The 14,636-nt window shown below is 64.6% G+C and carries 8 protein-coding genes; 3 read left to right on the top strand and 5 right to left on the bottom strand.

Annotated features, from left to right (window positions below):
• Positions 1 to 13: 13 nt before the first annotated feature.
• Genes K4G22_RS15965 through K4G22_RS15980 form a run of 4 tightly spaced genes read right to left on the bottom strand, consistent with a single transcriptional unit; the run spans position 14 to position 7,771 of the window.
• Positions 14 to 1,114, bottom strand: coding sequence for a DEAD/DEAH box helicase (locus tag K4G22_RS15965; protein WP_228080905.1), 1,101 nt, complete (start codon positions 1,112 to 1,114; stop codon positions 14 to 16).
• Positions 1,111 to 2,994 (bottom strand): DrmB family protein, encoded by a 1,884-nt coding sequence (gene drmB / locus K4G22_RS15970; RefSeq protein ID WP_228080906.1) that lies wholly within the window; start codon positions 2,992 to 2,994, stop codon positions 1,111 to 1,113. Before drmB ends, K4G22_RS15965 begins: the two co-directional genes overlap by 4 nt.
• 5 nt (positions 2,995 to 2,999) lie before the next feature.
• Complete coding sequence (locus K4G22_RS15975; protein WP_228080907.1) at positions 3,000 to 6,155, bottom strand: helicase-related protein; 3,156 nt, start codon at positions 6,153 to 6,155, stop codon at positions 3,000 to 3,002.
• Complete coding sequence (locus K4G22_RS15980; protein WP_228080908.1) at positions 6,152 to 7,771, bottom strand: nuclease-related domain-containing DEAD/DEAH box helicase; 1,620 nt, start codon at positions 7,769 to 7,771, stop codon at positions 6,152 to 6,154. The genes K4G22_RS15975 and K4G22_RS15980 overlap by 4 nt, the downstream gene beginning before the upstream one ends.
• Before the next feature lie 220 nt (positions 7,772 to 7,991).
• On the opposite strand from K4G22_RS15980, the gene K4G22_RS31825 reads away from it, so the two are divergent.
• The 3 genes from K4G22_RS31825 to K4G22_RS16000 are packed head-to-tail and all read left to right on the top strand — an operon-like array spanning position 7,992 to position 13,371.
• Positions 7,992 to 11,498 carry a sigma-70 family RNA polymerase sigma factor gene (locus K4G22_RS31825; RefSeq protein ID WP_322785103.1) on the top strand — a complete coding sequence of 1,169 codons (3,507 nt, stop codon included), beginning with the start codon at positions 7,992 to 7,994 and terminating at the stop codon, positions 11,496 to 11,498.
• A complete protein-coding gene (locus K4G22_RS15995) occupies positions 11,495 to 12,487 on the top strand; it encodes a hypothetical protein (protein ID WP_228080909.1) in 993 nt (330 codons plus the stop codon). The genes K4G22_RS31825 and K4G22_RS15995 overlap by 4 nt, the downstream gene beginning before the upstream one ends.
• On the top strand, positions 12,484 to 13,371 hold the full coding sequence (locus K4G22_RS16000; protein ID WP_228080910.1) for a DUF6339 family protein: 888 nt from the start codon (positions 12,484 to 12,486) through the stop codon (positions 13,369 to 13,371). Before K4G22_RS15995 ends, K4G22_RS16000 begins: the two co-directional genes overlap by 4 nt.
• On the opposite strand, the gene K4G22_RS16005 is transcribed toward K4G22_RS16000, so the two are convergent.
• Positions 13,340 to 14,611 carry a DNA cytosine methyltransferase gene (locus K4G22_RS16005; protein WP_265590234.1) on the bottom strand — a complete coding sequence of 424 codons (1,272 nt, stop codon included), beginning with the start codon at positions 14,609 to 14,611 and terminating at the stop codon, positions 13,340 to 13,342. The genes K4G22_RS16000 and K4G22_RS16005 overlap by 32 nt on opposite strands.
• Between the last annotated feature and the right edge of the window lie 25 nt (positions 14,612 to 14,636).

The raw sequence follows: 14,636 nt of genomic DNA on the forward strand, positions 1-14,636 counted from the left end.
GGAAGGCGGGGATTCAGAGGACGTGACGGCCCAACAGGGCTTCGGGGACGCCGGAGACAATGGCGGGCTCCGCCGACCCCCGGTAGGCGAGGTGGAGGTCCTCGCGAGCTCGCGTGCACAGCACGAAGAAGCGCAGTGATGCCTCGACGCCGGTCGGGTCCTCGGTGTATGCGTCGAGGTCTGGCACGAAGACGCTGTCGAACTCCAGACCCTTCATGCTGGCGGTGCTCACGATCCGGATGGGGCGTGTCGAGAAGTCGACGGCATTTCGGTACGGATCGGCGCCGACATAAGTCTGGGTGTGTTTCGCCAGTCCGCTTCGGGTGAGCCTGCCCTGCATGTCTCGCACCACGTGGGTGGACAGGCAGATGATCCCGATGCTTCGCCACGGATGAGCACTGAAGTACCGAGCGACCCCGGTGACGAGGATCTTCAGGGAGGGAACCTTCAAGAGCATGGGTGCCCGGCCCGTGCGTTCCGGAAGGGGTGGCTCCGCACGAATCGGGTCGCCGAACTCGTGTGCCAGCATGGCGATTTCCCTGCTGTTTCGCCGATTGCCGAGAAGCACGAGTGATGCCGTCTCCAGGCCCAGTTCATGGTATATCTCGGAGAGGGTGCTTTCATCTTCTCCGATCCGTTGACTCTCGTCCGCGAACACGCTGACATCGACTCCGAGGACACGGCACAACTCGTAGAAGCCGACCGGCAATTGTTGTCCCTCATCGATCACCAGGTGTGTGGTGGATCGTATCCGCCCCAGGATGCAATCCCGTTGGATTGCGATCCAATCGTAGCTCCACCCTTCCTCGTCGGTTTGCGGAGGGTCGCACCGGAAATGCCTGTCCCAGAAGGCCCTCATCCATCGATGGTAAGTGGTCACCTTGAGCGCCTCGGTGAGACCGGGTGCCAGCTGCGCAAGGTACTGATGGAGCAGGTTGGAATGTGTCAGAAGGACGACCTCGCGGCCGGCGGTCGCGATCGACCACGCGCGGTACAGGGCCATGACTGTCTTCCCGCTGCCGGCGGACCCGGTGATGACGTGACTGCCGTCGAAGGGCAGGTCGAGGACCGCCTGCTGCTCGCCTCCCAGGTCGAGAAGAGACGGGACCTTCATGAGATATCGACGACTTCGGCCGATTCCTCGAGTGCAGCTTGAACGACGTCTCGGAAAAATCCCGGCACCTCACCGTCGCCAATCAGCAGGGTTCTGTCCAGGAGGGAATTGCCGATTTCGCAGCATGTCTCGGGCAGCAGGGTACAGGCATGGCAGGCAGCCCGGTTGAGGTTGGCCAGAGACCTGCCGGCCGAGTCGGCACACAACGGGTCCTGGGAACACCACTGCGCCGATTCGAGCAGCCGGATCAATGTCTCGGCGAGGTACGGCGGTCGCCCTTGGCGAGCCAGCCCACCAAGTGTTCCCTCCGAATCGCCTGCGGCTGTGTAGACGAACACACCGGCCTGCGGGGGAAGTTCGCTCCCGGGAAGGTGGCTTCGGGCGTAGACACGCTCCCTCAACGAGGCGGCGTTGTACCCACTGTCGTAGGAGAGCTGCCGGATGAAGTGGTGGGCCAGGGTGTGCAGCATCACGAATCGCGGGAGAAGCTCCGGACCCGACTTGTCCCTCAGGTGATCGGCCCTGAAGGAAGCGTCGAGGTTGTGTTCGATCCGCCGCGTCCAACTGCGAACCGGCTCCTGCGCCTCCCAGGCACTCAGGCGTTCCTCGTCCACGGCGATGAAGATTCCTTCGCCGTAGGCCTCCACCGCGGGGAGCCATCTCGCTCGCCCCGCCGTGTTGACGGACACGATGCGCCCGCCCCCGTCATCGTCGCCGTCGCCCGAACTGGGCTCGTACCGCGAGAACCCTTCGAGCGCACGGACCTCGCGTACCCGGTCAGCGACGACCACCGCGGAGATCGCAGCATCCAACTCCTGCTCCGAGCGCATGTCCGAGGCAAGGAGTCGGAGTTCCGTCCGATGCACGGCGAAGTTGTCGGAATCGGCAACGGACTCCGGGGCGGAGAACGCGGCCCACTCGGCCACACTGAGGTCGTCGTCAACTGCGGAAGGAATCGCAGCCGAGCCGTCCGCGTACCGCCGGCGCAACGCGTCCACGAAGTTCTCGGAAACACCACATCGTTTGGCGATCAGATCCCTCAGATCCTCGGATGCAGGACCGTCGTCCTCACTGGTGAGAACCGGCCACAATCGATCGTCGACAACCCTCTGCACCCGCTCGTCATTGAGAGCGAACTCGGCGGGAGCTGGGATATCGATTGCGGAGTGAGTGATCGGAAAATACACATTTGAGGCACCCCGTTGGACCGCTCGTGCTGTTTCTTCACATGCGGCGTCGTCGGCATCCGTCTGCCAGGGATGAGTCCCGGCGCATCGCAACCCTATCTGTTTGAGAATATTCTTCTGACTGATCCCTTCCAAGCTGCGTCCGGCTCTGCATGAAACGCAGACTACGCGTAGGGCGTCAAGACCGAAGGATTCGGTGGTGGCGGCGAACCGGAGCCGACGAAGCTGACATTGCCGTTGCTCGTGACTGTCGCTCCTCGAATGAGCCCACCGTTTCCAGTCGATGTCGGCCATATGACCTGCCGCGCAGATCTGAATGAAACGCATCGGCGCGAGCTGCGGCTTGCCCGGACAACGCCCGCAGGTCGGTTGCGTGTCCCTGACTTCCAGCTCGGAACGCCAAAGAAACATCTCTCTGCACTGCGGACAGAAGAGCCACTTGGGGAATCGCACGTACACAGGACCGCTGCGAGCCGTGAAAGCGGCTTTTCCTGAAGGGATGACGGGAGGCGAACGGAATCCCTCTACCTTCAGCTTCCTGGCGAGCCTCGGTGACTCCACCCCTGTGGCTCGCAGCGCCCAACTGCGGATATCGGCGGCCACGAACGATTCGCCCCGCAGGTCGAGAATCCCACCGACACCGAAAGGAACGATGGTCTGTGCCCTGCGCACCTTGCGCCGAGTGTCCCTCATGGCGATCAGACTCCTCTCACATCGATCAGACACTCTCGATCGACATTGCGCATCGACTGCGGTGTCTCCCAGAGGCCGCCCTGCTTGCCGAAATCGACGAGGAGCGAACTGTGCTGCCGCCCCTGAGGCTGGTAATAGAGACGTGAACCGTCTCCGCGCGCGATCTCGGCCTCCTGCTGCCAGGCTTCGATCAGCGTTTCAAGACACACCGCAGCGGCATCGGCCTCCTCTGGATCTGCCCGGCGCACATGATCCACCACAAGATCTCGAATTCGAACGACGTCGTCCGGATGATCGAGAATGTCCCCGGCCTTGTTCTCTGCCCGGAGACCGATGCCGTGCCGCACCAGGATGGTGAGCACCGCATGTAGGGCCCTCTTACGGGCGGGCACGGACCACGGCGTGACACTGGTGGGTTCCACGTGTCGGTAGAGCGAGCGGTGGTACACGCCGAAGGACTCGTAGTGGGAGCGGTCGCGAGGCTTGGTCGAACGGAACATGGTGACGATCAACCCAGGCACTCCGCTCCGGCCCACGCGGCTGGTGGCCTGGATGTACTCCGATGTCGTCTTGGGCTGACCGTTCATGAGCATGAGGCCCAGGCGTGCCACGTCGACACCGACCGACAGCATGTTGGTCGTGGCGAGGAACGAAACACCGTCCCGGTCGTCGAACCGCTTTCCCAAGCGCTCAAGGAGTCGTGGTTGGGCGGATCGCGAAATGTTGCTGGTGAGCTCCACCACCGATTCGTCGCTCAACTTGCGACGCCGGGAATCGTCCTGAGTCAGGTGCTCAAGGCGTGCGGGAATGTCGTCCCTGGCGATGGTGACGGTCCGACCGAGCTCCCGCAGGCTGTTGTGGTAGGCGACCGTTGTCCAGTACGAGTCGCGGACCTCGTCGTCACCTATCTCCTCCGACGCCTGCAACGCGGCGGCACCTACATGAACAGTGGCAGTCGACGCTGTATGTCCCTGCGCCATGACACCCACGTAGAGACGTCCGGGCCGCTCCTTGTCGGGCGCGGCGAAATAGGAGTCGCCAGCCTTGATTCCGGCCGGGGGGAACAACTGGGCGGGGCGACCGTAGATGCCGCGGATCTGCTCCTGCGAACGTCTGATCGTCGCCGTCGACGCGATGACCTTCGGCACCGTACCACCCCATGAACACAACTCGAGAACAGCCGCCTCGTAGAGGCCCACCATGGTCCCCAGCGGGCCGGCCAACAGGTGCAGCTCGTCCTGGATCAGCAGGGAAGGCGCACGCCTCCCCGATCCGCCGAACAGGCTTCCCGCCTTCGGCTCCCATGCCAGCCTCGCGAACTTGTCCACAGTGCCGAGAAGAAACGTCGGGGGCTCGCTGTAGATCTGCTCGTCGACAACCGACACCGGAAGGATTTCGTGGAACGCACAGGTGCTGCGGGGACAAAAGAACGAGGTGCTGACGCCGTCCGCGCGGATTCCGAAGTCGCGGTCCCGGCCATGCCGTTCCGGAACGATCTCGGTACCGCACCAAGGGCAGCGCTCCAACAGGAAGCGGCCATCGGGTGGGCTCAGCTGCTTCAGTTCGGCGAGCTTCTCCTGCGCGGTCGCGATTCTGTTCGGGGTCGTGTCCTGGCCCACCCAGAGCCCGATGGTGATGGGCTCCTCTCCCAGCTCGTGGGAGACCGGAATGTCATGACCTCTCCTGATGTGCTCCAGAGCACAGACAGCTGTCGCCGTGCGCTGGAACTGCTGGGTGGTCAGCAGACTCAGGGTGTATCGGCTCAGCACCGCGGTGCCGCCCCCCGCGGCGCCGAACCGCAGTCGACGCCATAGGATCTCGAAGCAGGCGGTGAGGAGGTACGCCTCCGTCTTACCCCCGCCGGTGGGGAACCAGATGAGATCGACGGTCTTCCGGTCCTCGTGCTGAGGGTTCATCAACCCCTCGACCACGAGCAGGAAATAGGCGAGCTGGAAAGGATGCCAGGCATAGGCATCGCTGGGCTCACCCGGTTCGAGGGCCGGGGCCCGCCTGCTGCGCCGAGTTCCTGCGAACTCCGATCCGCTGTGGAGCATCTGGAGAGCCATGGCTCTGTTGGCAAGGCGAAAGGCCTCACGTGCCTTTTCCCCGCCGGGGGTGGGCGCGGTGAGTGCCTCCACCCCCGATGTCATACGGTCGACCGCGGTCCTGATGCGCCCGAGGATGCGCCCGGCGGGTGCGCCGGCCCAGGAGCCCAGGTCGCTTGCGGCCGAGCACTGGGCTTCGAACCAGTCGCGATAGCCGTTCACGAAGGAGTGCAATTCAGCCTGCAGCTCGCCCACCGGCCGGCCCGCGCGGGACAGGTGTGCCAGCTTGAGGACCGGCAGGTCGATGGGCCCACCCGGCTTGATGCGTTCCACCACCTGTTGGGGCATCACCTCGGCCCGCACGGAGTTGACCCGCTCGAAGTCGTGGTCCCACTCGACGGCACAGCCGTGCCCCACCGCTCTGGTCACGATATGCCGGTACTGGACGCGGAGTTCCTGCTCCTCCTCGTCACGGCTGCTGAGACGGGTGCTTGGATACTCGAGAATCGTGCCGTCGACGGTCGATGCGCTCAGCTCGACCTGGAAAAGCATCAGATCTCGGTCCTTGTGCGCGCTCTCGTCCTCCCGGTGCTTGTTCGAAAGCACGCATGTGACGAGGTGACCGCTGCCGAGAGGACGCCACCGAACGTGAAGGCTCCCGTGTCCGTCCAACACGGACAGCGCATCCCCCAGCTCCACGGTGACGGTCTCCGTCGTGACGAGTCGCGGCTGCCGCCGCCAGCTGCGCCGACCTCCTTCGCGGTGCGTCACGTATCGGGAGGCTGCGCAGCAGACCTCGATCTGCCGTGCGTTGGTGAAGAAGGAGAAGCCGAGCGACGACGGGAGCCACGCATTCGCCTCCGCCACCGGATCGTCGGCGAAGCTGTCCTCGTCCCCGTTTCCGGGCGTCGCTCCCTGCGAATCCTGGCCGCCGTCGTCGCCCATGTGCTCCAGAGTGGAGGGGCCGCGCGGATACAACGTGCCCATCAGATAACGCCGGTCCGGGGGGTCGACGAGAACTTCGTCCTCCGCCTGGGCCGGGCCGACCAACTGCCGGCGGAGGTACTGCACAAACTCCGTTCGATGCCGATCGAGTCGTGGTTCGAGCTCGTTCAACTGCGACGCCCCTCCCGTGTCATTGCAGAGACTCCCAGGTTCCTCAATATCCGTCGTGTGCCCGGCCGGCAGGCGACCCACAGCTGGGCGCGCGCTCTGGTCCAGGCCACGTAGAGCGCATCGAGGCGCCCCTGAAGATGCTCGGGTCCGAGGTCCGTCAGGCAGATCACCTGGCTCTCGTGGCCCTTGAAGTCCGAAATCGACGACCAGGTGAGACGCTGCTTGGACCGGTCGGTCCCCACCACATCGGTGAAGCGCTCGATCCTGGATGCGCGCTGCGAGAGGGCGGCCGAGCTCGTGGTCCAGTCCCCGGAGGCGGACAGCAACACGATGTCCCGCAACGGGATTCCCTGGCCCACCAGTTCATGCACATAGCTGTCGAGCTGAGCTGCTTCCTCCGCAGGAGTGGCCACCTCGACGTACCGCGCCGGTTCGCCCTCGCCCGCGGAGGCAACGCCCAGGTCGGCCCCCGTGTACAGGCGGACCTGCGTGACGATCTGCGCGGTGTTGCGACAGTTGCGCTTCATGGGCCCGTACACGAAGCCCAAACTACGCAGGTAGCCCCATGCCTCATCGTCGTAGGTATTCGGGGCGAGCACCTGATTGTTCTGGTCCAGCATGAAGATCCAGCTGCCGCCGTCAAGACCACCTGCTACCAGTTCGTCCAGCATGTTGAGGCTGTCGAACGTCATCAGGTCCTGAGCCTCGTCCACGATCAACTGGTCGAAGGTGCGGCGGCCCACCACCTCGTCCAACCGGTCGAAAGGCAGAACGGTGATCCCTTCACCGGAGAGGAGCCGATCCATATGGGCGGCCAGCGTGACACTCGAACACGTGAACAGAACACTGCCGTTGGCGGACTTCCGGCGAGCGGCTTCGGCCGCCAGGAACGTCTTGCCCGTGCCGGCTCCTCCCGTCCAGACAAGTCGCGCGTTGGTCTCCAACTCGTCGAGCCTGTCGAGCTGCTCATTGGTGAGCCGTTCGAAGGTCACCTCGAGATGTGACAGCCGGGCGCGGAGGTTGGGCACGAGATCGAAGTCCGGGCGGACGGCCTGCAGCACCTTCTCGCGCAGCGAGGCAGAGACAGGGGTATCGGCCCACCTGTTGCGTTTCAGCCAGAATCGAGTGGTTCGTTCGATTCCCTTGGAGAGCCCGCGTCCACCGTCGTAGGCGCTGGCACCCAGATACTGTTCGGGCTCGAACTCGGTTGTGCGCGGTATATCCACATCCGTGGTGATCACGAGATAGCCGCTGGGGACGCCATGGTCTCGCAGGTTGCCGATTCGATCACCGATCATCCGATCGAACTCGTGCATGCCGCCGCTCGCCTGCGCGAACGGGCTCTCGCTCGGCCCTCTTTCCCGGCCGGACGGGCCGTAGTACCACTTCCCGTCGCAGTGCACGACCCGACCGCCCTTGACCTCGATGAAGAGCAGGAGATCGGGCATGATGACAACGAAATCGATCTCGCCGACACGCTTCCTCTCGTGCTTGGGGAGATGAACGGCGTGCAGGGCGACGCTCCGGGTGTCGGGCATCTCCTTGAGTGCAGTGAACACACTGCGCTCCGCCCGGCTCTTGGTACTGCTCGAGATCTCACTCGGAATGATCCGCATCCACCCTCCCCATGGTCACACCGACACGGCCTCAACATACCTAGTGACGGCCCCTCGGAGCACAGCCTCTGGCGAGAACTGCTGGCAGCACCGGCCGATGAGTGATGGACTACGACGAACAGGGACGAGGTGTGGGCGCGGGGGCGAGATGACAACGGAACCGGAGGATACTTCCGACAGCAGGGCGGGGAGGGCCGGTTGGGATATCCTCGTCCGCCTCGTGCGTCGCTTCACGGCCGAGGGCATCGACCGCCGTACCGCTCTGCTTCAGGTGTTGAGGGCCGCCCGTCTGGATGCTCGGCACGCGGATGCGCTGCGCGAAGCCGTGACCGCAGCCGGCCCGGAGGACGAGCACAGCGGAGAAGACGAGTGCTCCGCGCGGACTGCGACAGGCGAGCACGATCCTGACCCCGAGGAGTCGGAGCGCCGGCGGGAGGAGGAAGAAGAGGAGGAGGGGCATCCCGATCTCGAATCCCTCCGAGGGACGGTCCGCATCGACGACATGCAAACTGCTCGTTGTGCGGCCCTACGGCTCCTGGAAGCAGATAGATGGCGGAGAAATCCGGATCGGTTTCTGCTGAGCGCCGAGGAGGAAGTCGGACTCTGTCTGTTGTTCCGAGGCTCCCGAGGCTCGTCGGAGCCGTTGCCGGACGGATATTCTGCGGCTCTCCCACCCGGCAGCGAGGAGAGCAAAGCGCTGACCGCAATGATCGTCCACAACCAGCGTCTGGTTCACAAGATCCTCCAGGCAACCGGACATCCGCCGGACAGCCCGATGTACGACGACCTCGTTCAGCACGGCGTGATCGGTCTCATTCGCGCCGTGGAAAAGTTCGACGTCACCCTGGGCTGCAAGTTCTCCACCTATGCCACCTGGTGGGTTCGGCAACGAATCGCACGGGCCATCATCAACGAAGGTTCGGCCATTCGTATCCCGGTCCATGTCCGGACGGACATGGAGAAGGTTCGAAAGGCGGACCGCGCCTTTCGCGAGAAGGGCAAAATCCCGGAGCTGGACGACCTCGCGCTGCACAGCGAGCTCAGTCCTGAGAAGGTGCAGGAGTGCCTGCGCCTCGGTCGGCAGACCGTGCTGTCCCTGGATCAACCCGCTGGTCCGAATGCGCCCCCCGGAGAGCTGCTCATCAAGGACGTCGGCCAAGTAGTCGGGCCGGAACAGGCATTGTGGCCCGTGTTCGAGCGCGAGCGGCTGCTTCAGCTGTTCGAGGAATGCATGTTCACCGAAAGGATCCGAGAGATTTTACTACTCCGTCACGGTTTTGTCGACGGGAAGCCCTGGACCTTGGAGGAAATCGGTCAACGGCTGGGGGTCACACGTGAACGCATCCGGCAGGTAGAGAAGCGCGCCCTGAAAGACCTGAGAGTCCATACGGGGATCGATCCCGAGGACCCTGAAACGGAACGTCGCCGGAAGAGAGCGGCCCGAAAGATCGCCCGGGAGGCTGCTGGAAGAACCTCACTCCATAAAGATCGGGTGGAGCGCAGGAAGGCGAGAGACAGCGATTCGTTGTCGAGTTACGACTCGTCGAACAAAGCAGGTGACGCCGATGGGAAAGAGGGCGTGGTGGACTCGCAGGGAGCAGAATTCGGTCCGTGGTTGGCCGACCGGATGAAGAAAATCGGCACGGACGAAGGGCGACTGGCACACCGTCTGGAGGTGACACCGGCACTCATCGGGGCCTGGCTCGAGGGGCGTTCCGTTCCTCGTCGTGAACAGTTGGCGAAACTACGGCAGATCCTCGCTTCTCTGGAGGAGCCCCCCTCCGATCCACCCGACGATCAGGAACCGGCGGACCGATCCCCTCAACTCCCAATCGCCTGGTACCACCGACCGGCGCACGACGACGGGGGACGCGAGTTCGGCAATGCCGCCGCCTTCGCCTTCGAAGCGGATCTGGAGGTTCTGGCTCGCGAGGCGACCCAGAACAGCCTCGACGAGCGCGACCGACGCAACGATCACCCTGTGAGGGTCCGTTACACACTCCACGAGTTGACCGGTGACGCCCTTGCCCGGTTCCGAGTTGCCATCCACTGGGACGACCTCCAGCGGCATCACGAGGCAGCCGCCGTGCAGGACCAGAAGGTCGGGCGCGTCATCGGCGCCGGGCTGCGGGAGATGTTCGACCAGGATCGGCTGGTTCTCCTTCGTGTCGACGACTACAACGCGAACGGGTTGACGGGTGACGACTACGAGGACGGTCGATTCGCCGCCGTGGTCCGCCGCCAACTCGAGAGCCGTAAGTCGGATGTCGGCGCGGGCGGTTCGTACGGTCTGGGAAAGGCGACGCTCTGGGCAACCAGCCGCCTCGGGCTCGTCCTCATGAACTCCACGCTGTCCGAACCCCACGAGGGACGAACCCGGCGGCGGCTGATCGGGCGGCTGGATCTGCCGTGGCGGGAGGTCGACGGCAAAAGGTTCGCCGGTCCCGCCTGGCTTGGGCGACCGGATGTGCACGCGGAGAACCCCGAGATCGCGCGCTCCTGGTGGGCGGACAAGGAAACTGTCGAAAATCTCCATCTCACCCGTGACAGTGACGAACCCGGCACGTCCTTCTTGATTGTCGGAGCGCATGACGTGGCTGGCCTTGCCGATGCCGGGCAACATCAGGACGGCGACGTCGGGGACGACGAGGACTCCCTTGAGCGTATGCACCGGAGGCTGGTTCGTGCGCTCGGACGAAACTTCTGGGCCGCGATGACCGCCGGAGGCGACCACACGCCTCTGCTGGAGGCATCGGTATGGACTCTGCGCAACGGTGTGGAGCATCTTGCAGAGGAGCGGGTCGATCCGGACACCCACCAGCCCGCGCGGACGCGTGCGTTTCGCGCATTCCTGAGCGGCAGCACAGTGGACCGCATCACAGAAGCCGGGCAAGTCGCCCTCACCACGGTGCCGTTGAAAGTTCCCGAACGGGATGGCCTCGCCGGCACGGCCGGTGAACATCGGGCAGTGCTGCTGGTCACCGAGGCTACGGACGCTGATGGCAGAATCAACCAGGTGACCGCGATGCGCGGCAACCGGATGACCGTGAGGACCAGCCGGGTGCCCAACCTCCCCGTGGGAACGAATCCGTTCCAGGCGGTCCTGCTGGCCGGCCGGGCGGCCGGGGACACCGCGTCGTTCGCCGCCGAGGCCGAAGAGTTTCTTCGCTCCTCCGAACCGCCGGAGCACAACAAGTGGGGCAGGACCGAGGAACTGCGGCTGCGCTATTCGCCCTCGGCCCACCGGAGGATTGCGGCATTGACGACCGAGACCAACCGAGCGGTGCACGGGCTCGTCGCGCTCCCCGAGGAGAAGAGCCCCAGCGGCGCGAGCAGAGTCGGCAAGCGGCTCAAGATCTCGGGGAGGCGCCCCTCCAAGGTCAGAGGGACGGTCATCGCTCCGAAGCTGGACGAGCTCGAGGCGGTGATCGCCCCCTCCGGTGCGTGGCAGATCACCGCCGAGGTCAAGGTGTCGTCCGGAGGAGAGTTCTGGCTGATGAACCCGGTTGCCAAGCTGGAGGTGCGCTCCGGCCCTCGTCCGGTTGTGAAATGGGCCGAACTCGTCCCCGTGAGCAACTGTGAGCTGGTGGATGACGCGCTGCGGTTCACCTCGGGGACACGACGCGCCGTGTTCCGAGGCACCACCGATGTGACCACCCATCCGGTCCGCGCAGCGCTGACCGGGCTCGTCGTCGAGCTGCAGGAGAGAAGAGGGGGATTGGCGTGAGGGTCTACCCGTACCCCCGTCCGACCGGTCCCGTGACGGCACGGGTCACTGCCGTCCGTCTGCGGGGGCCGGGCGATCACCGTGAGCAGTTGGACATCAGGGCGTACTCCGCTGTCGAAGAAGTCGTGGCGCTGGGGAGAGCCGAGCGCCACGACTGGCAGACCACACGGCTCACGCTGTCCGTGTCCGTGCCCACTCGCGAGATCGAGGCCAAGGGGCATTGGTCCGACGTCACGGTTGTAGCCGTTCTGACGGAAGGCGCCACCAACGCACGAACGGTGGCGCGCCTGAGCCCCGATGCGGGCGGCGGCAGGGATTGGGGCGGAGAGATCGAACTCACAAGGGACAGTCATCTGGATCGGGCCTCCCTTGCCGTCCACGTGGTGGCAACGGTCGGGGGCATAGCAGGCCGAATCATCGCATCCACTGCTCGGGAGTGGATGATCGACCTGACTTCCGATGCCCCGCTCAGGGATCGACAACTCGACGTGAGCACGGTCAGTTTCGCCCGGGGCCCCGAGTGGCTGCGGGCCTTCCGGGACGCGCCCTGGGTGGTGGACAGTTCCGGGCGGATGCCCACCGTGCGCCTGAACTCGGACTTCGAGGGTCTTGTGGCGCTGGTGGAAGGCCGAGGCTCGAAGGCGGAGAACATCATGGGCGAGATGCTGCTGGCCCAGATGTGCGCCGACGTGTGGACCGCGGTCTTCCACTCCGCCATCGGCGACCTGGAGATCGAGGACGACGGCACTCCGCTCTTCCCGCCCGACTGGCGGGGTGCGGTGCTCAGGGAAATGCTCCCCGACATCCTCCCCGGGCGATCGGTGGAGGATGCTCTCCGCGAGGTGCACAACCGGCGTACCGGCGAGGGAAGTTGGACAGACCTTCAACCCCGTGTCCACTACGCGGCCGCCCGCCGTGCCGAGGTCCCGAAGGCGTTGGCGGCCACCGTCCGCGACATCCAACGGCTCGATCAGGAGATGCACCCATGACGTCCCGCCCCGAGCACCTGCCGGAACGGCTGGCCCTGCTCTCCGACACGCAGGCTGCCGAGTACATCTCGGCCGGGCTGTTGGAGGGGCGCGAGGACATCCCTTCCATCGCGCTCAACAAGGTGGCCGAGCCAGTGGCGGGCGACGACGAGCGCATGCGACTGCACCGGGTCCGAGACCTGATCGACGATGCCCTCAACAAGTTCAAGGACGACCGCCCGACAACGGCAGACGCATGGCTGGCGCCGCGCCTGCACGAGACCCTACGGCTGACACGCAGAGAAGCGGCCGAGAAGCGGTTCTGGACGTATATGGCCCTGGGGGTTGCACCCGACTACGTCGCCTGGCGGCACATGCCGGAGTCGAAGACCGAGGGTCGGCCCCGACGGGTGGCCCGCGAAAGGTTCGTCGGCGCGCACTACAAGCAGGCGTTCGCCCGACTCTGGTGGGCGGCCGAGTTGTTCCGCAACGGGTCGGACTACCGACCCGTGGTCGTGGCCTGTGGCAACCAGGACATGCTCAACTCCGCACTTCGACTGGATATCGTCGATCATCGCCCAACCGCCCAGGCTCTGGTCGGCCTCTTGGAGCGAGGTGCCGTCCGCACCGGTCGCGAAGTCAACGCGCTGACACCTGCGGTCAACGCGGCCGCTGCGACCCTCTTGTACGACGTCATCGCCCCGGACGTGGAGCCCGATGGAGAACCTCTGGGGGAGTGGATCGCGGGAGCCGCGTCGGCTCTCCCCGCTCCCAGGAACGAGCTGCCGGAGGGTCCGGAGGAGGAGCGTGTTCCGGAGGACGCCGTGCAGCGCCTGATCGCCCACTTCGAGGAACTCTTCGCCGATGCACCGGTCAGGGGGCAGGCTTCCGACGAGCCCCGCTGACCTTGTGCGAGTCCGGAGGGCATCGGCTGTGATCGCCGCACCCGATGACCCGCAAATTCTCGGTGGTGCTCGCAGGCACAGCCGGCCATGTGGTGGCGGCTGCCAACTCCTCCTTCGTGGGAGGTGTACCGCGAAGGGCCTTGCTGAGTACGTGCATCCCCAGCCGAGGCGGAACCGCGTTGCCCACCTGCTGTGCCTGGTCGTATCCCGACCAGGGGAAGTTGTGCGGAAACGTCTGTAGCACGCCGGACTCGGGGATCGTGAACCGATCGGGCTTTCCCGCCTCGTATTCCTCACTGTTCCTGTAGACCTTGTTCCGGGAGATTTTTCCGGTCACGGTAAAGGCTGGCTCGGAGGACAGTCGTCGCCCTCTTTTCTTCGGATCACCCCCGGAGCCGTAATTCGAAACCACGAAAAAATCTATCGCGCCTCTTGTTCGGAGCCGGGCCACGTCAACGGGCGAGTCACTCAACCTGCTCGCCGCGTCGAGGGCCTCCGCCATAGAAAGCCAGCGCTTCGGCCCATTAGTCGAAGGATCACTCGTAAAGATCTCCCTTTGTGCGACACCACGCCTGTCCCGATGCACGTTGAATCGTGAATGCGTTGCTTCCAAGGGCTCGATCGCACCTTCTCCGGGCCGCCGGGCCACGAGTATCGCCCGTCTGCGTGTCTGCGGAACCCCGAACTGTTCGGTCCTCAACTCCCAGCACGCAGCTTCATACTTAACGCCTCGAAGCCGCCCCTCACCACCGCGCAGCACTTCAGCATAGACTTCCCAGAGAGGAAGAACCGCTGGCACCTGTTCCAGGACAATCACCCTGTACGGGTCGCGGCCCTCTGTTTCGATAGCTTTCAGCAACCAGCGGAGCGGCTCCAGAACCAGCGCTGTACGCGGGTCCATGCCGATGGCCTGCAAATCCTTGTCGATCTCGGCTTCGGCCTCTCCGTACACCAGGCGATGAATGAATTCCTTCACTGTATCCAGTGCCTGTCGCCCGGCACCTCGCCCGGCAACAGAGAAGGATTGGCAGGGTGGCCCTCCCGCGAGGATATCCACGGACTTGGGGATCTCCTCGAAGCGCGTCTCGCGCATAACGCTCACATCTGCATGAATCGTATGCAAGCCGGCAACATAGCGGGTCTCACAAGCACTCCGGTCCCATTCGATCCCGATGCTGTCGAATCCCAGGAAACGTGCCGCCACGTCGAGTCCACCGGGACCAGCGAAGAGGTCCAGCATCTTGATTCCGTCAGGGTGACGAACG

The organism is Streptomyces profundus (assembly GCF_020740535.1).
Taxonomy (GTDB): Bacteria; Actinomycetota; Actinomycetes; order Streptomycetales; family Streptomycetaceae; genus Streptomyces; species Streptomyces profundus.